We start from the raw sequence: 25307 nt of genomic DNA on the forward strand, positions 1-25307 counted from the left end.
CGTATTTCGTATTTCGTATTTGGTTGCGGCCCGTAGAGACATGGCATGCCATGTCTCTACGGGTTGAATATTTCAGAGACGGAAACCGCCTTGCTGAAATAGTGTCCCTGCCCGTAGGCAACTCCAAGCTCCTGAAGCAAGGAAATGGTCTGTTTGTTTTCTACAAACTCAGCTATGATTTTTTTCTCGAGTCCGTTTCCGATATCTGCAATTGCCTTTACAAAACATTGGTCAGTCGGATTGTCAGGCAGGTTGCGAATAAAACCCCCGTCAATCTTCAGAAAATCCACTGGAAGATGCTTGAGGTAAGCAAACGAGCAAAATCCGATTCCAAAATCATCAAGCGCAAACCGGAAGCCCTGGTTGCAAAGGTCATTCATAAAGTGCCTGGCATACTCTATATTTTCCACGATGGCGCTTTCCGTGACTTCAAATGTTATGTATCTCGCATCTGCCTGTGATGCTGACAATTCCTCTTTAATAAAAGAAAGCATTCCCGCATCGGTAATTGCCTTACCGGAAAGATTGATTTCGAGCACTGTTTTTCTCCCCTGCATATTATATTTGACAAAAAGCCTGAAGGCATTGCGCACTACCCAGCGATCAATATCGAGAATAGTGCCGTGTCTCTCGGCATAGGGGAGAAATTCTGCGGGTAGTATCAATTCTCCATTCTCTCCGACCATACGCAACAGCGCTTCGTAGCCGAATATCGCGTTGTTCCGCAAATCTACTATAGGTTGTAAGTATATCTCAAAATCATCTTTTCCCAAAGCACTACGAATTCGCTTGTCCCACAAAAACCTGGATTCGATATTGTGTTTCTGTTCCAGGGAAAATATGCAGCACTGGTTCTTGCCCGCCTCTTTTGCGCCATACATGGCCATATCCGCGCAGGCAAGTAGCGCGTCAGCTTCAAGGCTGTGATCGGGGAAAAGCGCTATACCCAGGCTTGTTGTAATATTATGTCCGCGGTCTTTCAGCATCCGGAAATGTTTCTGCGCTGATTGTGTTATTTGTTCTGCAAAAGACCGGGCGTGGTCAGCGTTTGTATTGGGCAAAATGACGGCAAATTCATCGCCGCCAAGCCTGGCAACTATGTCGTTCGGGCGTACACGTTCTTTTAAGAGTATTGCAAACTCGACCAGTATTTCATCGCCTACCTTATGGCCAAGCGTATCATTAATATATTTAAAATTGTCAATATCAAGAAACAACAACGCCCCATTCGTGTTGTATCGTTTGCTGTATCCAAGCCAATATTCCAGTTCCCGATGAAACCGGCGGCGATTAAAGAGGTTGGTAAGGGGGTCGTGTTCCGCCATGACGACCAACATCTCCTCAAACTTCTTTCTTTCGGTAATATCCTCTATAATTCCGATAAAGTTTATAATGTTTCCGTCATCTCCCCGCACTGCAGAAATAGTTACCTGCGAAAAAAACTGTTCACCATCTTTTCTGCTATTAACCAATTCCCTTCGCCATATTTCACCGGAAAGCACCATTGTAATAATAGTTTTGTATCTTTCAGCGGACATATTGAATAAGAGCAGGTCAAATAATTTCTTTCTCAGGGCTTCTTCCCATGCATAGCCTGTGACCTCCGTGAACTTGGGATTAACATGCTCTATAGCGCAGGCAACATCGGTAATGACAATTGCCGTGGGACTCTGTTCCACGGCCTGGGACAATTTCAGGAGCTGTTCCTTTGCCCGTTTATGATCGGCGATTTCGGCGGTTAGATGGTTGTGTGAGTTTCTCAGCGCACCCGTCATCTGGTTAAAATTATCGCACAATTGCCCTATTTCATCATTATGTGAAGCATGTACCTTATGGTCAAGATTTCCTCTGGCTATATCCATGGTAACATTCGTCAAATGCTGCAAAGGTGACACGATATATTTTGTCAAAAGCAGCATAATGCCGAGACCGCCAAAAACAATGCCGATACCTACCGGCATAATGCTGTATATGATGACGCTGTGTATTTTTTCATCTAACTTGTGGGTGGATAACAGCACCTGCACGAATCCTTTCGGCATATTTTTCCTGTTGACCGATTCTTCACTTAGTATCTGCTCCGCAAGGCCCTCACCTGAAAATATTTGCCTTTCGTGGATAGGGGTAAAATATTCATAGAATCTTTTCCCGGATACGGTGATTACCCTGTAGCCTGTATCAGAGGTATCGTCCTGATGGTTCCTTGCGGGGATTTCGTTTGTTTCAATATCCAGCCACGTCGCTTTGTCTTCAAAGAGCGTTTCCCTGTCATTTGAAATGCTGATGTAGCCCACGACGTTTTCCCTGTCAAATTCCTTTATCCTTCTTACCGGCGACGCAATGAGCAATGGCTGTTCATATTCCAGGGCATATCGTATTTCATTATCCCTGTTAAATAAATTAACCAGTGTCTCGCCAAAATACCTCAATTCCACGCTGTATCTCTTTTTTGAGTAAAAAAAGAACGACATGCAACTGAGGGCGTCAATGATAATGATGATTCCGCTTATAAATAAGATGAGTTTTATCCGAATGCTCATTTTTAAATTACTTGTATATCACCACGTCAGGTAATGAAAGAAACTGAGATATATCTACTTTCAGCATTTCCGCTGTCCTGGCATTGAGCGTGATTGTCAATTTTTCCGGTTTCACACAGCGTGGCGGGTTTTGCAGCGGGCCGTTCAATAACTCCTGCGCCATTTTTGCCGCCTGTTCACCCATTGAGTAATAATCCGGGGAGATAGAGACCAGCGCGCCGGTCCTGACAAGCGCGCTCGAAGTACAAAATATAGGCAGGCTTTTTTTCGTTACCGCATCTTGAAATATGCCGATTGACTCCTTTGAAATCACGGTATCGTCCGGCACCACCCACAAAACGTCAATCTTCTTACTGATATCGTCAAGCGCGGGTTTGATGGCATTTCTGGCAGTAACCTTTCTGGTAATAAACTTGTAGCCGTGCCTGCTTCCTAAAGACGTTAGTTCTGACACAATCCTTTCGGTTTTTGCCGGGTCATATATTATCCCGATCTTTTTTTGCGCCTGAAACATCTTATTCACTACAGCAAATTGTTCATCGAAAGGGACATTGGAAGAGATGCCGTAGATATTTTCACCGCGCAAATCCAGCAGTTCATGATTAATAACGGCGCAAAACAGCAGGGGTATATTGCTTATGTGTTTTCTTGCGAGCGTTGTTGCAAGGACTCCTATGGTGATGATAATATCCGGCTCAGGTTTGAGTTCCTGTATAATTTGAATGTCCCGTTTTCCTTCTTCAATGTCACCTTTTAAATCGTACGTTGCCCTAAGAGAGATACCGTAATGACGGCACTGCTTTTTAAACCCTTCTGCAACGTCATTATATGCCGTAATATCCAGGCTTTTTACGATAACGGCGCTGTATCCGCTCCCAGTTGCATTTGGAATAGCCCATAACATTACGGCAGCGAACAATGCCAGGAGAAAAACGAAAACGGGTGCTATCTGCTTTGAAATGTTGCCTATAAAGGCGATTGAAAAGCACGGTGTGGCGCGAACCAATTCCTGTGCCTGTGTATGCTTATCCATCAGTTTCCCTGGAGCTAAAATTGATAACTTAATCCAATAAAAAACGACCTCCCGGGACGGGGAAGGTCGCTGGACATGGATGCAGTCCCCGGGTCGTTGTAATCCTTGTCGAGCAGGTTAAACACCGTGCCCTGTATTTCCATCGTCCTGAAAAATTCCTTGCCAATTACGGAAAGATTCAGCAGTGCATATGAAGGCATGTCATCCCTCGCGTCATCAGCCTCCCTCGACCGCCTTCCACTGATGAATGTATTCAGGTTGGTGTTTATGTATTTCCAGTAATGCACGTTTACCCCAAAGTTGCCCTTGTGCCGGGCGACGTATGGCAAATCGTTGCCGTTGTCATCTTTAGGATCCTGAAACGAATAATTCATAAACAGGTAGTTGCCTCCGCCAATATCCACCTTCGTTTCCATTTCAACTCCATGCACGCGTCCATCTCCATAATTTTCGTAACGCAAGGTGGTGCTGCCGGGCAACGGCCGCTTGACGATAAAGTCCTGTATATCATTATAAAAATAATTTAAACCGCTCGTAACGTATTTGTTAAATCTATAACTCAATCCTGCTTCATAGGTCTTGATAATTTCAGGATCAAGGTCTTCGTTTCCCTGAAGCGCCGGATTGTTTTGGATGTACATTTCAATAAAATCCGGGGCGCGGAATGCCTCTCCGTACAGGAGCTTCAGCGTGGCGTTTTTCATAAACGCCCAGGTCAGGCCGGCGCGCGGACTGGTTTCTCCTCCAAAATCGCTGTACTGGTCATGGCGCACCCCCAGCGTTAAGTTCAGGGTATCTGTCACGTCCCAGGTATCCTGCAAATATACGGACAATATCCGGCGGGTCGCCTCTTTCAGATACGGGTAGGTATCTGAAAGATTTTGTACAGAGTCAAAGACTTCATAGGTTGCAGGATTAAAGTTGCTTTGATAGCGGACGTTTCCCTGGTTCACCCAACGGTATTCCAGTCCAACGGTGAGGATATTTTTATCAAATAACTCATAATCAAACGGTATTTCCGCCCCTGCTATCCTCTCAATCTCACTGCCGATGCCGATAAAACCATCAGGAAATGATACCGTGGTGTCGTAGACGCCGTCCTTGTTTGCGTCAAAGGCGAGTACCGAGCCTTCCGGGTATGCTTCAATTTCAGGCCTGATATCGAATTGGTCATAATAAATTCTTGGCTTTATGGTAAGTCCCCCGTCAAAAACCTTTTTGTATCCTATTTCGCCGAAAACATAATTGTTTTCTATATCGGAATCATCGCTCAACACGTATTGGGGGCCTACAAATGTATCCCTGTTTTTATTGTTATACCATCCATGAAACCACAGGTTGTCGTACTCAACCTTGAGATTCATTGCAAACTCCTGCCGCTTATCATGCATACTTCCCGGCGCATTTGACGCCAAAGTGCCAAAAACCTCATCGAGCGTTGTCTGTACGTCTCTCTCTAACGTACCGCTAAAACCATCCGTTGACCGGTAATGAAGCATGCCGGAGATATCAACCTTCCCGTATTTCTTGCCGAATATTACATTCTCCTCGTAGGTGTTAAAACTCCCGTATCCGCTGCTTATTCTAACGCCGTCTATATCGCCAGCGTCCTTGGTGATGATATTGATGACGGCCAGGAATGCATTTTCTCCGTACATTGCGGACCCAGGCCCGCGGATAATTTCTATCTTCTTTATATTTTGCACCGGAAAGTCATCAAAAGCGTTAAAGGAGCTCCCCTTCAAGGGACTGTTTACAAAGTGCCCATCAAGCATCAGCCGTACCTTGTTTGCGGCTTCAAGGCCACGCACAGCCGGCACCACGTCGCCAAAATCAGGCAGCTTGAGGATTTCAAACCCAGGCACTGTCCTTAAAATTTCCGCAAAGGTGCGGTAGCCCAGGTGTTTGATTTCTTCAGCCGTTATTACGGTGACAATACCCGGCGCCTTGCTCACGGGCGTTTCATGTCTCGTGGCAATGGCTACCCCTTCGCTTTCAAGCCAGAGAACTTCCGATGAGTGCATATCTAATACTGTAGTATCAGTACCGCCGGATGCCTGAGAAACCGAATCCTGAGGCGTTTCCCCCTGGTGTGCTGTTTCCGTACCGGCAGCAAATAGTACCCCTGAAATGCCTGCAAGAAGAAAGATGAGCAACAAAAACGGCAGCGCCGCGATAATGTTTCCTCTTTTGTTTTTTTCAAAAGTACTATTCATATTTGATTCTTTCAAATTCTCCGCCTGCTTACGAATAATGTGTTGTGGGGAAATACGAAATCCGAAGCAAATTCTAATGACAAAATGATTTAAATTATAAACAACTGCATCTTTTGTATCTCGCATTTTGAGCTTCATATTGTTGTATGTTTTGGATTTGTTTTGAATTTTATGCTTTGTTATTCGAATTTGTTTCGTATTTCGTATTTTTTATTTCGTGCTTATTTGTTTCTGGCTATGCCAACTTAGGTTATTAACGCATATATGCTAATTTATAACAGATGCTTCGCCCCTACGCATTGAAATTCCTTAGCATTCCGTCAGGTATTCTGCGGCTTTTCCTGTGTTTCTTCCCATTTGTTGTTTTCATGCACCGTGTTGCTGCCGGGGAATGGCACATAGGAGCGAATATGAATATCCCTTTGGGGGAAAGCAATTTCTATTTTGTTTTTTCGAAATACCTCATCTATGGCAAAACGCATTTCGCTCATGGCAAACCATCGTTTCCCCGGATCATCCGCCCAATAGAATAATTTAAAGACAAGCGAGCTATCGCCGAAATCATCAAACCGTATAAAAGGTTCAGGGAATTGCCTTACATTCTGATTTTGTGCAGCAATTTCCAGGAGGCATTTTTTTACAAGGGCGACATCAGACCCATAAGCAACCCCCACCTGAACATTGCCCCGCATCACGGAATCAGGCAAAGACCAATTTGTCACCCTGCCTTCAACGAACTTTGAGTTGGGTATGGTTAAAACAATATTGTCCGGCGTGGTCATTGTGGTGCTTCGGGTGCTGATTTTTTCAATAGTGCCTAGTGTCCCGTCGTCAAGGGTTATCACATCGCCCACGCGCATTGGCCGTTCAAATAAAAGTATGATACCGCTGACAAAATTACTTATGATATTTTGCATGCCGAATCCGATCCCGATGCCAAATGCGCCGGCAAAGAAGGCAAGGCTGCGCAAAGGTATTCCCGCCAGGTTGAACCCGATAAGCACGGCAATGCCAACGATAAAATACCGGATAAGGTTAGAAAACGAATGCTTCAGCCCTCGTTCCATTCCCAGCCGGGAAAACACCCTTTCTTCCAGCAATTTTTTTATATAACGCGCAAGGAAGAAAAACGCAACCAATACGAGCATTGCAAAGATAATTTTCAGCGGCGTTGTGTGCCTTCCCTCCTGCAGGACGAAACGGTGCACCAGGCCATTGCCAATGCTCCTGAAAATCATGCCCACCTGTGCAAAAATCTTCTGAATAAGATAGGGAGCGGCTGGAGAATCCACCGCATCCCGGAAGGTGGCCATCCATATCCGCACAATAACTATCGCACATATAATGGATGCGGCGTAGTTTACTGATACACTGTAAACCGCAGTCGCCGCATTAAATTTCTTTTCTTCGGGGGTGCTCTTTTCTATTTTTCTTACCTCATAAAGCCTTTCTCTCAATCTGCTTATCCGGTAAAGCAGGAATTTCGTTATCCATAAAGCGATAATTGCGGCAACTATACTTTTTATACAGGTTTTCAGCAGTACATACGTCAATATTGGATATCCAAGACTGCGTATCGCAAAAAGAGAGACGACAAACACCACAAACACCGGATAAATAATGCCGATAATACGCTGGATGAGCCTTCCCAACTGACTGTTCTTGCCAGGCAACAATTTGAAAAACAGGGATTTTTGGGTTGCAAGCCACAAAAGCAGGAGCAACATTCCCATTCGATAGATGAACCAGAGCAGGTCAATAGCGTCTCTTTTATATTGAAATACGGTAAGTACCGTAATAAAAGACAAAGAAATGAGGGAAAAGATCAAAATAGTGTTTAATGACTTGTAAATATGCTTTGGCGATATGTAGGCGAGTGAAACAACGAGTTTCTTGTGTCCCTTTTCCGGGCCGAAAGACTCAACAAGGAGACCCTTCAGCGCCGTATAGAGCGAAATATATAATAGTATATACATCGCTGAGGTTGTTGACGGTATTTTGACTGGGAATAGTGCGCGTATCAATATGCAAAGGACTGCTATCCATAGCACAGTAATGCTCTTATCCAGTATTACCAGCAGGCTGGGGAGCAGCCGCGATTTAAAATAGGTAAAGGTTATCGATTCGTGCAAAAGTTGCAGGGCGTCTGTGCTCCATCGGTGTATATACCGGTGGGAAAAATAAAATAATGCAAGGAGTGACGCCAATCCAAGGCATCTTAACCAGAAAAGAACCGTATTTTTCTCAAGAACAATATATGCCTCTGCGTTTTTCAGATGGCTCTTTGCTGTTTCAAAGAGAGAATAAATGCAGGAAGGAAGATTTTTAACATCAAGGTAAATTGCTTCAAAGGTTTGGGTGGTTATCTGCACCTCGTCTCTTTTCCAAACGTTTGCTGCTTTCATGTGTTGTATTTTTTCTTTGATATTTGAAAGCGCTGATATGCCATATTCCCTTATTTCCAGCCGTTCATGTAAAATATTTACTCTTTCCAGAACAAGAGAAAGCTGTTCTTCCTGCGCCTTGATTCTTTGTTCCACATGATTGATTGCCTGCTGCGCCAATTCCTTATCGGCAAAAGAGGAAACCTCCTTTTTTATATTTGACATATCCTCGCTGGAAAGGGCAAGTTTGTCAGAAAGGAGTTTCTTCTCCTGATCCAGGGAAACAATAAGGCTTTTTATCGAATTGATTGCCTCTGAATAGCGCTTTTCCTCAGCAGCGACTTTCTTCTCCATTTCCTCAATATCTTTTGCCGTGCTGCCTTTGCTCAGAAAAATACCAATGTCTGCCTGTAATCTCTTAAGTTCGGTACGACCTTTATATCGCTGTGCGCCTTCCGTAATAAGCTCGTCTTTCTTCTTTGCCAGCAAACCGTTCTGTTTATGGACTTCCGCCTCTAACTCCAGCACCCTCTTCTTTTCCGGGGAGGTGGTGATTTTTTGCTCTTGAACAATTTCTTCGCCTTTTTTAGCGGCCTCCTGTATGGTTCTTTCCGCCTCTGCCCGGGTGGCCTCCGCAGCCTTTTTTGTCACCTCTTCAACCTTTTTTGCGTACGCCAGCTCCTCCTGTTTCCTTTTCAATTCTTCTGTTTTCTGCTTTTCCTCCAAAAGGCCGGCTTTTTCTGCCAATAACTCCGCGTTGAATTCCGCAGACTTTAGCGCCTGAATTGTTTCATCATATTGAATTTTTGCTATCGCCAGCCTTTTTTTAAATATTGAGATCCACCGGTTGCTTACCTCCTTTTGCCAGAACAAAACATTGTTTATCTTTTCCTGCGCCATACTTTCCAATGCACTGCCGGCAATATCCGCCTTCAATGATTCCAGAAGCTTAACAAGCTCTTGCCTGATAACGGGTGCTTTAAGCCTGTAATCCTCCAATTCTTTGGCAGCAATGGCAATTAATGATTCTTTTTCTTTCATGCTTGCCTGTGCCGCTTTGATATATCCCTTTGCTATATCAGCTTCCTGTCTGACAAGCGCCGCCTGATCGGCAGGAGTTGCTGCAATTGTTTCATTTAACTTTAACGCCAAGGATAATAACGAAACGTAATTTGCATATGCCCTTACCTGATGCTGAAGTGCTGCGATGAGATCCTCGCACTCTTCTAATTGCTCATTGCCCGCGTCAATCTTTTCTTTTAGGATGCCGATCTCTTTGTCGAACAATTCCAAATATTTCACATGCGGTTCTTCTGCCGCATAGGTATTTTTTTCTTCCAGTAATTTTTCGAGATAGGAAGACGTTGATTCCCGATCGCTTTGCAATTTCAAAATGGCCGCTTCATTTTCAGCAATAGTCTTTTCTGCACTGACCTTTATTTCTTCAAGTCTGTTTTTCGCCTTTTCGAGATCTTCGTTTTTTACTGCCACACGCTGTCCCGTCCGTTTCACCTCATCTGCTTTTTTCTCAACGGCAACGGTTTGGTCCTGTGCATGTATATACAGGGAAGTCCACAGTAAACACATTGCCATGCATACAACAACTTTAATGGTGTACTTTTTTAAGATTTTCAACTGAAAAAATACCTCTTTAGGATTAAGTTAAACTTTATGAAACAATTTAGAGGCGCAATGATGCAGCATTATGCAGCCTATGGAATATAATAGTATAAGAATCGTCAGCCAATCTAAAAATGAGGCAACTACATGCAGATCATAATAAGTAACAAATCCCAGTAAACCCGTCGCAAAAAGATTCCTTATAAAGAAAAAAGTATAGAGCAACAGGGCGATAGTCGTATTTGCGAATACATATTTACAATATGCATAAACAAAGATAAAGGGGGAACAGATTTGGATAAGACTGCTTACGATGCCTAAAATATTTGAAATAGCATTGCCTTCAACAAAGACCACATCGATTCCCGTTGACAATACATATTTCGAAAAAAAATATAACCCAAAACCCGCCACGGTTACCAAAAAAAAGTTTTTTACCCACCGGTAACACGCTTCTAAATGTTTGACCGCTTTAATATATTGGGTATCCATATTATCATTATTGTTGACTGTGACGTTGAGCGCATTTCTTACGTTATGGGACGCGAAAAAAAGGTACGCGATAGTAAGGGTAATTATGGTTGCTGCATCTCCCGTCATATCAGGGGGGCTTGGGGTATGAATATCATACCTGTTTGCAGGATTATCTGCCTGGATAATATTAAAAAAGACCAATGCGTTTAGGGTGTTTTCCGTAAAAAAACGCAGATTAATACCGATGAAGTTTATGAAAGCGCTTAACCCCAAATCTTTTATTGCTAAATTAAGTATTATGTACTTGTTATTAATTCCTTGCAACCTGAGCACCTGTTTCTTATCAAAGATATGCGATTTTTAATGATTACAACATGTTTCCATTTTTGGTTATCGGAAAACTGTTGCAAATATTAATGAATCGATTATAAAGTACATACTAGGGCTTTTCAATAGAAAGTATCTGCCAGACACCCTTTACGCTGTTCAAATGCCGTCTTTTTTTCTTCTCATAAATATGCGTATTGTATATAATTTTACCTTACTTGAGTCTTATAACGGTCGCGATTAAGGCCAAAAAAAAACCCGATTACGTATCTTTATTTTCATGGGTAACGTTTTAGTTTTTGAAAATTTCCAATAATCGCAAAGTAGGGACGAAGCATTTGCCCGTTTGGGCATGAGCACATTTATGACAATTTACGGCAAGTGCTTCGCCCCTACTTTCTTATGTGTAGGCAAGGCGGATAACATCATTTATAAAATGAAAAAAAGGTGCCTTTTTTTTCTGTTTACCCTCATGGCGGTCTGTTGGAGCATAGGCCCGTTTGCATGGATTGTATTAACCTCCTTCAAACCCCCTTCAGAGATTATGCAATTGCCTCCCATTTTCCCTGAAACGTATGTCCTTGACTCTTACAAAAACGTCCTCTTTAAAAGCCATTTCCCGTATTATTTGTTCAATAGTTTCATGGTCTCGCTTTCTACCGTATGCGTAGCCATACCATGCGCATTGCTCGCCGCCTACAGTGTTTCGCGTTTTTCGTTTAGAGGGAAAACGGCGATATTGCTTATGATTGTTGTTTTGTTTACCCTTCCGTCTATCTGTCTTGTTGCCGCCCTGTATAAACTTTTTTACACCCTGGGGTGGATAAATTTACCCGTTTCGCTTATTTGCGCCTACAGCGCCCACAACTTTCCATTGGCGCTATTTCTTATGATAAAATATATTGATAAAATACCCATCGAAATGGATAACGCCTCCCTCATTGACGGCTGCACCCATTTTCAGTCGCTTCGGTACGTTATTGCGCCAATTGCATTGCCGGGGCTGATTTCTACAGCGATTCTCATCTTTATTTTTTGCTGGAATGAGTTTCTGTTTGCCCTTACTTTTACCCTTGACGAATCATCCAGGCTCGCTTCTGTAGGCATTGCCCTGTTCCAGGGCACATATGAGGTCCCGTGGGGGGATATTGCCGCAGCTTCAGTGATTGTTACCGTTCCGCTCCTTATTTTTTTACTTGTCTTTCAAAGGTATATCGTACAGGGCATTATTTCGGGAGCGGTGAAAGAATGAGAATTCAATTAAGAAATATTACAAAATATTACAAACACACCGCTGCGGTGAATTGCTTGAACATGGAGATACAAGACGGTGAATTCCTTGTAGTACTCGGTTCGAGCGGGAGCGGAAAGACCACAACGTTAAATATGATCGCGGGGCTGGAGACACCCACTTCGGGAGATATTTATTTTAATGATGACATTATAAATGCCGTGCCTCCCGGCAAAAGGGATATTGCCCTGGTGTTTCAGAACTATGCATTATATCCGCATATGAAAATATTTGACAATATTGCATTCCCCCTCAGGATACGAAAGGCAAAGGATATAAAGGAAAATGTGGAAAATACCGCCAGGATGCTGGGAATAAACAACTTATTGCAAAAGTATCCAAAAGAACTTTCCGGCGGCGAAAAACAGCGGGTTGCACTGGCAAGGGCGCTCGTGAGAAATCCGCAGGTATTTTTAATGGACGAACCTTTGAGCAACCTTGACGCACGCCTCAGAATTTCAGCGCGGGGTGAATTAAAAAAACTTCAGAAACAACGGAATGTTACCACCGTCTATGTTACCCACGATCAAACCGAGGCGCTCACACTGGGAGACAGGATTGCTGTTATGGATAAGGGGCGCCTGCAACAGATAGGGACTCCTTATGAAATATACAATACGCCCCAAAACACCTTCATCGCGGGGTTTGTTGGCGCTCCGGCCATGAATTTTGCAGAGGTGCGGCTAATCACGGCAAGTTCTTTTACCTTAGGGGAAACAATCCTTGAATCCCCAGTTCCCCAGGCAAATACGCCGCGGGTTATTCTGGGGATACGTCCTGAAAAATTGCAATGCGTTTCGCCAGATTTTAAAAACGCCATTAAAAGCATTGTGGAACATATTGAATACCTTGGGCATGAATCAGTATGCCATGTAAGAATTTCCCCGGATATACTTTGGTCAGTAAAAAATACCGAATCAACGGTCTCGGTTGGGGACCTTGTTGGCCTGGCATTTTCCCCGGATGCGGTTCATTGGTTCGACCAATCAACAGGGATGAGAATCGATGAGTAAGGTAATGAGATAAAAAATACGAAATTCGAAGTACGAAATACGAAATACGAAACAAATTCAAAAATACAAAATCCCAATGTAAATGTAACGGTAATAGAGGGACACTTCCCGGTGAATGACGATGGACGATGTTCGTCCATCATCCGTCGTCCATCGTCATTCGTCCGTCATTAAAATGGAAAATACTTACAGTCGGCAATCGGCAAATTGTAGACTGTGGATTGCCGACTGCCGATTGTTTTTGCCGGTGGAATTCATGCAAAGCCTGCCCATCCGCCGAATACCATTCGCCTACCATGTAATCCTGTCATATTGACACATCTAAAAGGGCGGTTTTAGGCAAAGCACTGTCACAATGGCATACCTTAGTTTATGTAATCCTTAGAGGTTTTTTTGTGCAAAAAAACTTTTCTTATATCCTATTGTGATTAAATAAGTTAATTTGCGGAGGAAAAAGAAGTCGCCCGATGGGCGGCAGGCATTGTTCGGCATACTGTTTGCTCCGTTAAATCAGCCGTTAAAAGATTTATTAAAGTCAGCAATACATAATTTGGAGGAAACTTTGTTATGTCGGCAAAAAAAATTATTTATGATCACGACGCGCTGGAGGCAATCAAGATTGGCGTAAAACAATTAGCAGATGCGGTAAAGGTAACGTTGGGGCCGAGGGGACGTAATGTTATTATTCAAAAAAGTTTTGGTTCGCCAACTATCACGAAGGACGGGGTAACTGTTGCGAAAGAAATAGACTTGCCCGATCACATGCAAAACATCGGTGCGCAAATGGTTAAGTCCGTTTCCGCAAAAACGAGCGATGTTGCCGGTGACGGAACGACCACTGCTACGGTGCTTGCAGAGGCAATATTTGTAGAAGGGCTTAAGAATGTTACTGCGGGAGCCAACGCAATGGCGTTGAAGCGCGGCATAGACAAGGCCGTTCAGTGTGTAGTGGATAAGCTGCGGCAGATGAGTATTCCGGTAAAGGGAAGAAAAGAAGTTGAGCAGATTGCCACGGTAGCCTCCAATTACGATGCTGAAATCGGCAAGATTATCGCTGACGCCATGGATAAGGTCGGCAAAGACGGCGTGATTACGGTAGAGGAAGGCAAAAGTTTGCAAACTGAGGCGAAGTGGATTGAAGGATTGCAGTTTGACAAAGGATATCTCTCTCCTTATTTCGTCACGAATCCTAACACGATGCAATGTGTTCTGGAAGACCCTTATCTGCTTATTCATGAGAAAAAGATAACCACCGCCAAGATGCTGGTGCCGATATTGGAGAAAATTTCTCAAACGGGCAAACCTCTTTTGATTATTGCCGAAGAGATAGAAGGCGAAGCCTTAACCTTGCTTGTTGTGAACAAGCTCCGTGGGTCGCTGAAATGCGCCGCAGTTAAGGCGCCTGGTTTTGGCGATAAACGTAAGGCGATGCTGGAAGATATCGCTGTCCTTACCGGTGGCCAGGCAGTTTTTGAAGATTTGGGCATTAACCTTGAAACGTTAGAATTAAGCGACCTTGGCCGCGCAAAGAAGGTAGAAATCGACAAGGAAAACACCATCATCATCGAGGGCGCAGGAGAAAGCAGAAAAATCAAGGATCGTATTGAACAGATAAAAAGGGAAATCTCGACTACCACATCTGATTACGACAGGGAAAAACTTCAGGAGAGGCTTGCCAAGATGGCTGGCGGTGTGGTAATGATCAATGTAGGCGCGGCAACGGAAAGTGAAATGAAGGAAAAGAAGGCGCGTGTTGAAGACGCGCTCCATGCGACACGGGCCGCTGTTGAAGAAGGCATCCTTCCCGGCGGAGGCGTATCGCTTCTCAGGTCTATTTCTCCCCTGAATGATCTTACCCTTGCAGGCGATGAAAAAATAGGCGTTGATATCCTTCAGAGGGCTTTAAGGGCGCCATTGAGACAAATCGCAGCGAATGCAGGGGTTAGCGCTGCAATTGTCGTGCAGAATGTTGAAAATGCGAAAGGAAACGAAGGCTATGATGCGGGGGCAAACCGGTATTGCGATATGGTGAGCGAAGGCATCATTGATCCGACAAAAGTGGTGAGAACCGCACTGCAAAATGCAGCGAGCGTTTCCACTTTGCTGCTTACAACAGACGCCATAATAGGCAAGATACCGGAGAAAAAGAAGACCCCTCCAATGCCTCCGGGCGGCGGCTATGGTGGTTATGGAGATATGTATTAATTTTTTTTACTTTTTTACCGACATCACAAAAAACCCCGCATTTGCGGGGTTTTTTATTTCGACAGAATTTGGCGCTAATGCCAGTTTTATCATTATCTCTTTGCAGATGCTTATGCTGCAAATCCTCTTGTACTTGAAAATGAAAATTGTTATATTGACATCGTTTTCCTTTTGACCTGGAGGTTTCATTCTAAAATGATTTCAAATGATAACGACACTTATTACAAAGCCGATGCAAAACGAAATAAGATAGAACAAATCTTAAGCGAATTTTTTTCTTTTACCGGGAAAGAATATTCTTTCGATTCAATGTCTCCCTGGAAACCCCAGGCAGATATTTACGAAACACCTGAAGACATTATTGTAAAAATGGCCATTCCTGGCACGAAACCGCACAATGTGCAGGTTTCTTTTTCAAAAGACACCCTTACGATAACTGGTCATAGAACTGACGACTCACCTCACGAAAAGATATGTTTTTATCAGGTGGAAATCAGGTATGGATATTTTGAAAGAGCATTTTATATGCCCAAACCAGTTGATACAAATAATATAAAAGCCTCATACAAGGAAGGTTTTTTACAAATAATCCTGCCAAAAATTCAACAAAAAGAGCCGGAAGCATTTGCCATAAAAATTAACCTTTAACCATTCCCTGTATTGCCGGAGAGGAAACAGTACACAACATGACAAATAGTGAAAATAATAACAGTGGCGAAGACCAGGAGCAGCCTGTACTTACGGTTGAAGAAGAAGTACAGGACAAAATAGAACGAATAAAAATACCCCATGAAACCCCAGTGCTTCCAGTGAAAGACACCGTTGTCTTCCCGGGAATGGTCGCAGCGTTAAGCGTTTATACCGAGAGGGATCTTAAACTCTTGAACGATGTTTTGGCCGGGAACCGTTTCCTGACCCTGACCGCGCAGAAAGATAAAGATATTAAAGTGCTAAAACAATCCGATCTCTATGAGAGCGCCACGGCGGCTGTGGTTCTTCAAATGCTGCGCATGCCCGATAATTCTGCAAAAATGCTTGTCCAGGGACTTCGCAGGGTTAAAATCGGGGAATACGTTCAATCCGATCCTTATTTTAAAGCAAAAGTCAGCGCTATCGAAGATATCATTGAAGACGATAGAGAGACAGAGGCGCTGGCAAGAAATGCGGCGGACCAATTTGCGCGCATGATTTCCATGACGCCATCCCTGCCCGAAGAATTGAAGATAGCTGTCGTTAATATTGAAAATCCCAGCCGTTTAGCGGATCTTATTACTTCGCATTTAAATGTTAGCGTGGTGGAAAAACAGAAGGTGCTGGAAATGGCAAACGTAAAATTGCGTTTGCAAAAAGTTACCACGCTGATTGCCAGCGAATTGGAAGTCCTGGAAATGGCTACAAAAATCCAGTCTCAGGTAAGGAATGAAATGGAAAAGGGACAAAAGGAATATTATCTGAGACAGCAGCTAAAGGCGATTCAGGATGAACTGGGCGAAGGCGACGAACGTTCAATGGAGATGAAAGAATTAAAGGAAAAAATCGAAAATGCCAAAATGCCTGCCGAAGCAAAAAAAGAGGCCGAAAGAGAGCTTGAACGGCTTGCAAAAATGCATTCCGCTTCGGCGGAATATACGGTTTCAAGGACATACCTGGATCTGCTGATTGCCCTTCCATGGTCGGTTTCTACGAAAGACCAGTTGGATATTAAAGCGGCAAGCACAATATTGGATGAAGATCACTACGATTTAGAAAAATTAAAGGAAAGGATATTGGAATATCTTGCGGTGAGGAAACTTAAGGATGATATGAAGGGGCCGATCTTGTGCTTTGTCGGACCGCCCGGCACAGGGAAAACTTCCGTTGGGATGTCAATTGCACGTTCGATGGGAAGGAAATTTGTCCGTATGTCCCTGGGAGGAGTAAGAGACGAGGCGGAGATAAGGGGCCACAGGCGTACATATATTGGTGCGTTGCCAGGCAGGATCATACAGGGACTGAAAAAGGCGGAATCAAACAATCCGGTATTCATGCTGGATGAAATTGACAAACTTGGCGCTGATTTCCGCGGAGACCCTTCAGCCGCCTTGCTGGAAGTGCTTGACCCCGAACAAAACCATGCCTTTTCCGACCATTATCTCGACGTAGCGTTTGACCTTTCAAATGTAATGTTTATCACCACCGCAAACATATTAGATACGGTACCGCCTGCGCTGAAAGATCGTATGGAGGTGCTGGAACTTCCAGGATATACTGCTGAAGAAAAAGTATCCATCGTGAAAAAATTCATCCTTCCCAAGCAGCTAAAAGCCCACGGTCTCAAGGATGAACAGCTAACGATTACCGACGATGCAATACAGGCGGTAATCAGTGATTACACGCGGGAGGCAGGACTGAGAAACCTGGAGCGTGAAATCGCGCACCTTTGCAGGAAAACGGCGAAGAAAATCGCTTCCGGAGAAGAGACGTCGGTAACCATCAATGCGGAACAATTAAATACGCTTCTAGGGTCAATCAAGTTTTTCTCTGAGGCGGCTGAACGAACCACTGACGCCGGAGTTGCCACCGGCCTTGCGTGGACGCAGGCCGGCGGAGACATACTTTTTATTGAGGCTACTTTTATGCCTGGCACAGGTAAACTCACCCTGACCGGATGTTTAGGGGATATTATGAAAGAATCTGCCCGGGCAGCAATGAGCTATATCAGGTCAAAACTCGAAAACCTGAAGATTTCATTTAAGGATTTTGATAAATACGACTTTCACATTCATGTTCCTGCGGGAGCTATTCCAAAAGACGGGCCTTCTGCCGGAGTAACAATGGCTATGGCGCTTATCTCACTTTTGAAAGGGACGCCAATCCTCTCTAATGTAGCAATGACGGGAGAAATCACGCTGCGCGGAAGGGTTCTACCCGTTGGAGGCATAAAAGAAAAGGTACTGGCCGCCAGGAGGGCAGGGATTACAACGGTTGTCTTACCGAAGAGAAATGAGAAAGATTTAACCGAAGTTCCGGAAAATGCAAAAAAAGGATTGAATTTCGCATTTGTAGAAAGGGTAGATGAAATGCTGCCAATTGTTTTTGGCGCAGAAGAGCCAAAAAAGAAAAGGATAAAGTTTATTAGCAGGATTTGAGGAAGTCTATTCTTTATGGAGCGAATAATATTAAAAAAAAGGCGTCGGCAATCTACAATCTACAATCTACAATCTACAATCTACAGTCTACAGTCTACAGTCCACAATCCACAGTCGGCAGTTGGCGGTTGACCAATGCCAATGACTGTTTTTGTTCTTGCAGGGAGATACAGCTATGTTAAACATTGGAATTATTGGCGCTACTGCTTACACCAGCCTTGAACTCATCAAAATCCTTCTTCGCCATCCGGAAGTGAAAATTTCCTTTCTCGGCGTGAGGAGAACAGACCACCCTAAGATTTCCGATATATTTCCTTCATTGCAGGGCCAAATCGAATTGACTTGCGATAGTATTCAGGAAAAAGAAGTTCCTGATAACCTGGATGTTGCCTTTATTACCCTGCCGCCCACGGTTTCAATGAAATACGTGCCGCATTTTATTCAGAAAGGAATAAAGGTAATAGACTTCAGTGCTGATTACCGGTTTCAGGATAGCGCATTATACGAAAAATGGTATAAGGCCAGGCATACCGATAGCGCCGGCATAACAAAAGCCGTTTACGGTCTGCCGGAGCTTTTTCGCGATAAAATTAAAAATACTCAATTAACGGCAAATCCTGGATGCTACACTACCGCAACCATACTGGCGTTAGCGCCATTGCTTGCGAAAGGCCTTATAGAACCCGATGATATCATTGTGGATGCAAAGTCGGGCGTTTCCGGGAAAGGACGAGAAGCGCGGGAAGACACACACTACTGCGAATGCAACGAAAATACCGAGGCGTACGCTGTGGGCGGCCATCGCCACAGTCCTGAAATAGAACATATACTCTCCACCAAAACCAGCCAACCCGTATCCATTCAGTTTGTTCCCCACCTCATTCCCATGAACAGAGGCATATTATGCACTATTTACTGCAACCCCAAAATCAGGACAGGCGCTTCAGCCCTGAACGATGAGGCAGCATTGAATATCTATAGGGAATTTTATCAAAAAGAACCTTTTATCCGTTTAAGAGAAAACAACGCCCTGCCGAAAACAAAGGACGTAAGCCACACAAACTTCTGCGATATTGCGGTAAAGGTAACAGAAAAAAGGATAGTGCTTCTTTCTGCCATCGATAATTTAATCAAGGGCGCCGCAGGCCAGGCAGTACAAAATATGAATGTGATGTGCGGATTTAAAGAAGAAGCGGGATTGAAATAGATAAAAGATACGTAATACCCGGGTTTCATGCAGATTTGATAAATTTCTCTACCGTTGGTGTCCAGTTTCAGCTTTTCAGCGTATTTCTTGGCCTGCGCCGCACCTTCGCCCACTTCAAGCCCATCGCTCTTGGCCTCGATCACAGACAGTTTGCGGCCCTGATACATCAGCACATAATCGGCAATCAGCGGCTTGGCGCGCCCGCCGCCCGTCTGGATTTTACCGGCAGTGATATTGTATTCCCGCAATATTTTTGACCCGTCCACCACACCCCAGCCGCTTTCCTTGAGTTTCGGGTCAATCAGCTCCGCTCTGGTTTCCGCTTCGTTCATGGTTTCTCTCGTTTCTTTACAGAGTAATACTTCTGTTTCGGGCTTGTCAGTTTATCGGGTATAGTCGGATACAGCAAACCCTGCTCAAGAAGCGACTGTAAGATTTCTAAACAAAAATGTTTTCTGTCTTTGTAACCGGTAAACTCCTGAATTTCCCCTCTTGTCCTTGGGGTGAGACAGTAATCCACTATTTTTTTGTCCGTTCGATTGCCCCGGCAGCTTGGGGGTTGCTTTCCCGGTAAGCGGCAGGATGAATTTGAAAATATCCTGTTCTATGAGTTGCGGATCGTGGCCGCAAGGATCTACGATGTCTGTTCCACATAATCCAGCTCGCTGCTGCAACCGGCGTCTTTGTGGAGGATGTCGTCTATATTCTTGAAGGTTTGTTCAAACAAGGCGATTTCTCCCGGGTAAAAATATTTTCTCTTGCGTCCGGCATTAAACGGCATAATTGTGGTATAGCAGAATTCTAACGACATAGCATGCGACTGGGACTCCCACACGAGCAATCCTGACCACGGGGAATCTTAGCTGTTTTTCAACATTGAGTCAATAATCAAGTATGGCGTCCCCCGCATTCCGGTACAGCTCCGGGCCGCCCTAAAACAAGGTAATAACAACAACTCCGGCAATCATTACCACCCCTCCGACAAGCCGTTCGGCAATATTTTTTTCTTTAAACAATATTGCCCCATAGAGAATGCCGAAAAGGAGACTCGTCCTTTTCACCGAGATGAAATAGGGGACTTCTGTTAATGTCACCGCGTAGAAGTGGCTGACCGTTGAAAACACGATCAACAATCCTATTAAAATAAAGAGAGAGAGATGAGAACTCAACGGCTGTCTTATTTTGCCATTGTTTTTCCACAGAAGAAGAGGAAAAAGAACTAACGAGAGGAATGGAAAATAGGTTGCTGAAAAAAACAACGGGCTGGAATGCTGGATCGCCATTTTTCCCAAATTGGAGGTAATGCTGTAGATAAAGGCGACAATGATCATGTAAACAGAGCCGCGTTCCCTCAAAATTGCCTTAAACGGCTGCAATATTCCATGCCGGCTCATTTTTACATTAAGCAAATACGCCCCCAATGTGACAAGCAGTACACCGATAATGCCGTGCTTATGCAGCCTTTCGCCAAGGATGATATTTGAGGTCACTATTAAAAACCCCGGGCTTAATGCAAGGAAAGGCAATGTCATTGACAACGGTGAAATTTTTATCGCCTTCATATACAATATGAGTGCGGTTGTCTCCAACGGGACAAGGAAGATGAGAATAAGAAAAAAGGTGTGGTCCAGTGTTGGTATTTCTATGAAAGGCAGGAAACACAGCAAAAACGGAGAGGCAAATCCAATGCGCACCCATAAAACGATATACTCGTTTTTTTCTTTTAGAACCTTTTTGCTCAGTGCATCAGCGGTTGCCACGCAAAATGCACAAAAGAGAGAAATGAAAAGCCAATTCAAGGGAGCTTATATCCTATTTTGCGCAGTAGTTGTCTTCTGTCCAGGATATCTTTTTCAGTTTCGGTTCCCGCCGGACTATATCCATCAACTACGCCGATTATGCCGTTCCCCTGTGCTGTTTTGGCCACAATAACCTGAAGGGGATTGGCGGTAGCGCAAAAAACTGTACACACCTCTGGGCATAATTTCAGGGCATTTAATACATTTATGGGATATGCCTCTTTCATTAGGATTACAAAGGTATGGCCTGCGGCGATGTTTTTCGCATTTCTTGCGGACGTCTCTTTCAAATGGTCATCGTTCCCCTCGATTCTTATAAGCCTGGGGCCGGAAGCTTCGCAAAACGCAATGCCAAATTTTATTCCCGGCGCTGCATTTATAAGGATTTCGTAAATATCCTCTGCCGTTTTGATGAAATGGGTCTGGCCGATTATTATATTTGCCCCTTCCGGCAGCTCCATTGTTATTGCCATTGTTTCAACCATGGTTTATTCAGCCTTGTTTTTTGCGGGTATTTCCGGAGGTTGTTCCAATAAAACCTCGTTGACCTTGCCGAAAGTGTCAAGCGGTTTGTCAAATTTATCCTTATTTCCAATAACAAGGATGCTGATTTTATCCGGGTGCAAATATTTTTGCGCCACCCTTTTTATGTCTTCAACAGACACTGCCTGGATATTATTCTCATACGTTTCCAGATAGTCTAACGGCAGACCTTCGTATTCAATATCGACCATTTGCGCAACAATACTCGCGCTTGTAGTAAAACGGAAAACAAACTGATTTAAGAGGGTCTCTTTGGCATGCGTTAATTCTTCATTGTCTACCGGAGTGGCGCGCATTCTTTCGATTTCCTTCAGCGCAATTGAAATAGCGCGATTGGTGGATCCCAGTTTGGTCTGGCACATTACATAAAACATGCCAAGGTCCTGAGATGTTTGAAAACTGCTAAATGCTGAATAGGCAAGCCCTTCATCGGAACGTATCCTGCTGGTTATTCGGGCATTAAACCCTCCGCCGCCCAGAATAAAATTCATAATCTCAATGGGAAAATAGTCAGGGCTCCTCCTGTGTATTCCCAGGTGCCCCATGATGACGTTTGCCTGATTGATGTCTTTATATACGTAGTTTACCGATTTGTTTAGTTCGTATTTGACCTTTGGTATATCAGGGACAATATTTTTCCCCTTTTCCCATCCCTTAAAAACCTCATTCAATTTCTTAATCATCGCTTTTCGGTCAAAATCGCCGGAAATACCAATTATTATATTGTTCGGACGGAAAAATTTTTTATGAAAGGCAATCATGTCGTTTCTAGTAATTTTTTCTATGGATTCCAGAGTGCCGTCCACCCTTCTGCTGTACGGATGATTGCTTTCATATAGCATCTTGCGAAATTCTCTCCCTGCGATTTGCAGTGGCCGGTCGTTTTCCCTTCGGATGGATTCAATGGCTTCATCCTTTTTCATCCTTATTTTGTCTTCGGGAAATGCGGGATTTCTCAGCACGTCGGCAAAAATCCTCAACCCTTTGTCTATGTCTTTTTTAAGCACGGAAAGGCTTGCACCGCCTGACTCTCTGCCTATGAAAGTCTCCACAGAGGCTGCTATGAATTCCAGTTCCTCATTCATTTTGTCAGGCGGCATGGACACCGTGCCACCGCTCCGCATAACATCTCCCGTCAAACTTGCCAGCCCGGCCTTTTCCGCTGGTTCATAAATAGCCCCCGTTCTGATTCGCGCCGTTACATTTATAATCGGTAAATCATGATTTTCCAGCAAGTAAAGAATTACGCCGTTATCCAACATCAACCTCTCCGCCTTTGGAGGATTAAAGCCGAGAGGTGCAAATTTAAATTTTGATAATATCCTTGCTCCTTCGGATTTAGGCTCGCCGGAGGAGGGGAGTACCTCTTTTTTGTGCTCCGCACGGAGCATCCGGAAATTGTTTGTGGAAAAAACACCTACGAAACAGACTACACATATAATAAGATGCTGATATCTTTTTATGCTCACTTTGCACTCTCCCCATTTTCTTTCTTAACCAACATAGCGACGGTACGGTTTTTCTTTATCAGATATTTCTTTGCAACCCTTGTGACATCCTCAGCAGTGACTTCACTTACTTTTTCCAGAAAGGTGTTAATATACCTCCAGTCGGAAATAATCTCATAATGCCCTATCTCGCTGGCAAGGCCGGAGGCGCTTTCCAGCCTTCGTATGAAGCTTGCCTCCAGTTGTTTTTTGATCTTTTGCAACTCCCATTCAGACGGAGGCTTGGTTTTGAGCAATTCTATTTCCTCATAAAACGCCGCCTCTACCTCTTCAACGGTATGAGGGGCTCTGGGGGCGGCATAAAAGGTAAAGGTTTCCGGAAATCTTCCGACGCCAATGCCTGCATTTGCCATTACAGCAATGCGCTTTCCTTCGATCATAGATTTATACAAACGTGATGTTCTTCCGTCAGAAAGAAGGGAACTCAATACATCCAATGCATAGATGTCAGGGTGGTCTATTCCCGAAATGTGATATGAAATAGCCATATACGGGTTGGAATCAAACTCCACCTCTATCCGCCGCTCTCCCTTTTGCTCAGGCTCCGCGGTCTTAACTTTTGGAGGGTCAGGCTGGCGGGGAATATCGCCAAAGTATTTTTCAATCAGTTTTATTGCATCATCCTGCTTAAAGTTGCCCACCATCACAATCACTGCATTATTCGGGGTATAATACTGTTCAAAATATCCGGCGGTTTCCGCCTTTGTCATATTTTGAATATCAGAACTCCATCCTATCGTGGGCCAACGATAGGGATGTGCAATGAATGTTACCGCATTAAGCTGTTCTATTAATGCGCCAAACGGGCTTGTTTCCGTCCTTGTCCGCCGCTCTTCCATTACAACGTCACGTTCGGAATAGAATTCCCTTAATACGCGGTTTTTCATCCGGTCTGATTCGATAAAGGCCCACAACTCCAGTTTATTTGCGGGGATGTTACAGATATAGAACGTGCCGTCAGAAGATGTTGCGGCATTTAATCCAACCGCGCCATGTCGCAGGTAGAGGGAAAATATTTCATCCTTTACCGTCAAATCCCGCAGTTTTTCCCTTGTCGTTTCCAATTCTTTTTCTAATGCTGCAATCTTTTCATTGTCCCTGGTTTCTTTTCCGGTTTCCCATGCAATTTCTGCTACCAGTGTGTCTTCTTTTTCAAGCAGCGGTTTTTCGGCGGCATAATCTTTCGTTCCAAATATTTTCGTTCCCTTAAACATCATGTGTTCAAAGAGATGAGAAACGCCGGTAATACCAGGCCTTTCATCCACAGAACCTACCCGGAAATTAATCCGAAGGCAGACAATAGGCGCCTCGTGTTTCTCCAGCATAAGCAGCTTCAGGCCGTTCCCGAGAACGTGTTCCTTTACGTCTAATTTGAGCGGATTGGCATGCGCCTTCAGTGAAACAAGAAAGATAACCAAAAAATTCACGATTGCAAAAGATATGAGACGTTTCGTTTGTGCCATTTTATACGTACTCCCGGTTATTCATCTGATAAAAATATAGAGAATTGTTTTTAAAATATTTGATTATAAAAAATATAGCGTCCGAGCCAAAAATCTCTTTACCGAAAACATGAACACTGTCTGTCAATATCAAATTAAGAAGAAAACCACCTTTTTCATTCTAAAAGGAAAGACGGCTTTTTTGCAATGTAAATTTTAAAACACACCTTTTCTATAAAAATTGGCATAGCCAGAACCAAACAAGCAGGAAATATAAAAGGAGGAACCACAGATTGCTCAGATTAAAAAATTAAATATTCGTATTTCACCATCCTACTTTCCTACTTTTTCAAAAAACGAAGGTGTTAATAATTTTACCGAAAATGAGTCTTGAATAAAGGATGTATTCTGTGTTAGCATAGCCCGCTGTCTTGTATTCTTTTTTAGCGTAAGGATTGCGGGAACTTTTCAAATTTACAGCATGTTAATACGAACGAGTAAAATATTTCCCCCTCCTTCCCTTATTTCTTTTCAATATAAATCAGGCTTTAGGCGGCTTTCTGAAAAATAGATTTAT

Annotated in this window: 17 protein-coding genes and 1 pseudogene; 6 read left to right on the forward strand and 12 right to left on the reverse strand. The window is 43.8% G+C overall.

The window, feature by feature from the left end:
• Positions 1-56 precede the first annotated feature (56 nt).
• From ABJL82_RS07185 to ABJL82_RS07205, 5 genes are all read right to left on the reverse strand, one after another.
• A complete protein-coding gene (locus ABJL82_RS07185; protein ID WP_347274055.1) occupies positions 57-2540 on the reverse strand; it encodes an EAL domain-containing protein in 2484 nt (827 codons plus the stop codon).
• Between the two features lie 7 nt (positions 2541-2547).
• On the reverse strand, positions 2548-3573 hold the full coding sequence (locus ABJL82_RS07190) for an ABC transporter substrate binding protein (protein ID WP_347274056.1): 1026 nt from the start codon (positions 3571-3573) through the stop codon (positions 2548-2550).
• A gap of 14 nt (positions 3574-3587) precedes the next feature.
• Positions 3588-5804: a TonB-dependent receptor gene (locus ABJL82_RS07195; protein ID WP_347274057.1), complete on the reverse strand. Its 2217-nt coding sequence runs from the start codon at positions 5802-5804 to the stop codon at positions 3588-3590.
• Positions 5805-6109: 305 nt separating this feature from the next.
• Complete coding sequence (locus ABJL82_RS07200) at positions 6110-9808, reverse strand: mechanosensitive ion channel domain-containing protein (protein ID WP_347274058.1); 3699 nt, start codon at positions 9806-9808, stop codon at positions 6110-6112.
• A 27-nt stretch (positions 9809-9835) separates the two neighbouring features.
• Complete coding sequence (locus ABJL82_RS07205) at positions 9836-10600, reverse strand: hypothetical protein (protein ID WP_347274059.1); 765 nt, start codon at positions 10598-10600, stop codon at positions 9836-9838.
• Positions 10601-11030: 430 nt separating this feature from the next.
• Here ABJL82_RS07205 and ABJL82_RS07210 point away from each other — a divergent pair, with 430 nt between their 5' ends.
• Together ABJL82_RS07210 and ABJL82_RS07215 are read left to right on the forward strand one after the other, a co-directional pair.
• Positions 11031-11846, forward strand: a complete 816-nt coding sequence (locus ABJL82_RS07210) for a carbohydrate ABC transporter permease (protein WP_347274060.1) — start codon at positions 11031-11033, stop codon at positions 11844-11846.
• Complete coding sequence (locus tag ABJL82_RS07215) at positions 11843-12898, forward strand: ABC transporter ATP-binding protein (protein WP_347274061.1); 1056 nt, start codon at positions 11843-11845, stop codon at positions 12896-12898. Before ABJL82_RS07210 ends, ABJL82_RS07215 begins: the two co-directional genes overlap by 4 nt.
• Positions 12899-13037: 139 nt before the next feature.
• Here the strand turns inward: ABJL82_RS07215 and ABJL82_RS07220 are convergent, their stop codons facing one another.
• A complete protein-coding gene (locus tag ABJL82_RS07220; protein ID WP_347274062.1) occupies positions 13038-13196 on the reverse strand; it encodes a hypothetical protein in 159 nt (52 codons plus the stop codon).
• Between the two features lie 269 nt (positions 13197-13465).
• Between ABJL82_RS07220 and groL the strand changes: the two genes are divergently transcribed.
• The 4 genes from groL to argC all read left to right on the forward strand — a co-directional run bounded on the left by groL (position 13466) and on the right by argC (position 19438).
• Entirely contained in the window at positions 13466-15103 is a 1638-nt protein-coding gene (groL, locus tag ABJL82_RS07225) for a chaperonin GroEL (RefSeq protein WP_347274063.1), read from the forward strand.
• Between the two features lie 195 nt (positions 15104-15298).
• Positions 15299-15751 (forward strand): Hsp20/alpha crystallin family protein, encoded by a 453-nt coding sequence (locus tag ABJL82_RS07230; protein ID WP_347274064.1) that lies wholly within the window; start codon positions 15299-15301, stop codon positions 15749-15751.
• Between the two features lie 38 nt (positions 15752-15789).
• Entirely contained in the window at positions 15790-18231 is a 2442-nt protein-coding gene (lon, locus tag ABJL82_RS07235; protein ID WP_347274065.1) for an endopeptidase La, read from the forward strand.
• A 175-nt stretch (positions 18232-18406) separates the two neighbouring features.
• Positions 18407-19438, forward strand: coding sequence for an N-acetyl-gamma-glutamyl-phosphate reductase (argC, locus tag ABJL82_RS07240; RefSeq protein WP_347274066.1), 1032 nt, complete (start codon positions 18407-18409; stop codon positions 19436-19438).
• Between the two features lie 65 nt (positions 19439-19503).
• Here the strand turns inward: argC and ABJL82_RS07245 are convergent.
• The 6 genes and pseudogenes from ABJL82_RS07245 to ABJL82_RS07270 form a co-directional block, all read right to left on the reverse strand.
• Positions 19504-19770, reverse strand: a pseudogene (locus ABJL82_RS07245) (type I restriction endonuclease subunit R); the annotation flags it as partial.
• A 302-nt stretch (positions 19771-20072) separates the two neighbouring features.
• Positions 20073-20249 (reverse strand): hypothetical protein, encoded by a 177-nt coding sequence (locus ABJL82_RS07250; RefSeq protein WP_347274100.1) that lies wholly within the window; start codon positions 20247-20249, stop codon positions 20073-20075.
• 121 nt (positions 20250-20370) lie between these two features.
• A complete protein-coding gene (locus ABJL82_RS07255; protein ID WP_347274067.1) occupies positions 20371-21237 on the reverse strand; it encodes a DMT family transporter in 867 nt (288 codons plus the stop codon).
• On the reverse strand, positions 21234-21722 hold the full coding sequence (locus tag ABJL82_RS07260; protein WP_347274068.1) for an adenosine-specific kinase: 489 nt from the start codon (positions 21720-21722) through the stop codon (positions 21234-21236). Before ABJL82_RS07260 ends, ABJL82_RS07255 begins: the two co-directional genes overlap by 4 nt.
• A gap of 3 nt (positions 21723-21725) precedes the next feature.
• Entirely contained in the window at positions 21726-23249 is a 1524-nt protein-coding gene (locus ABJL82_RS07265) for a pitrilysin family protein (protein WP_347274069.1), read from the reverse strand.
• Positions 23246-24751, reverse strand: a complete 1506-nt coding sequence (locus tag ABJL82_RS07270) for a pitrilysin family protein (protein ID WP_347274070.1) — start codon at positions 24749-24751, stop codon at positions 23246-23248. The genes ABJL82_RS07265 and ABJL82_RS07270 overlap by 4 nt, the downstream gene beginning before the upstream one ends.
• Between the last annotated feature and the right edge of the window lie 556 nt (positions 24752-25307).

It is taken from the genome of Candidatus Kuenenia sp. (genome assembly GCF_039794105.1).
Lineage (GTDB): Bacteria > Planctomycetota > Brocadiia > Brocadiales > Brocadiaceae > Kuenenia.

Coding starts and splice junctions, on each gene's coding strand:
- ABJL82_RS07270 (WP_347274070.1), bottom strand. CDS start 24,751: ATGGCACAAACGAAACGTCTCATATCTTTTGCAATCGTGAATTTTTTG.
- ABJL82_RS07185 (WP_347274055.1), bottom strand. CDS start 2,540: ATGAGCATTCGGATAAAACTCATCTTATTTATAAGCGGAATCATCATT.
- ABJL82_RS07190 (WP_347274056.1), bottom strand. CDS start 3,573: ATGGATAAGCATACACAGGCACAGGAATTGGTTCGCGCCACACCGTGC.
- ABJL82_RS07260 (WP_347274068.1), bottom strand. CDS start 21,722: ATGGTTGAAACAATGGCAATAACAATGGAGCTGCCGGAAGGGGCAAAT.
- ABJL82_RS07230 (WP_347274064.1), top strand. CDS start 15,299: ATGATTTCAAATGATAACGACACTTATTACAAAGCCGATGCAAAACGA.
- argC (WP_347274066.1), top strand. CDS start 18,407: ATGTTAAACATTGGAATTATTGGCGCTACTGCTTACACCAGCCTTGAA.
- lon (WP_347274065.1), top strand. CDS start 15,790: ATGACAAATAGTGAAAATAATAACAGTGGCGAAGACCAGGAGCAGCCT.
- ABJL82_RS07250 (WP_347274100.1), bottom strand. CDS start 20,249: ATGTCGTTAGAATTCTGCTATACCACAATTATGCCGTTTAATGCCGGA.
- ABJL82_RS07215 (WP_347274061.1), top strand. CDS start 11,843: ATGAGAATTCAATTAAGAAATATTACAAAATATTACAAACACACCGCT.
- groL (WP_347274063.1), top strand. CDS start 13,466: ATGTCGGCAAAAAAAATTATTTATGATCACGACGCGCTGGAGGCAATC.
- ABJL82_RS07210 (WP_347274060.1), top strand. CDS start 11,031: ATGAAAAAAAGGTGCCTTTTTTTTCTGTTTACCCTCATGGCGGTCTGT.
- ABJL82_RS07220 (WP_347274062.1), bottom strand. CDS start 13,196: ATGGTAGGCGAATGGTATTCGGCGGATGGGCAGGCTTTGCATGAATTC.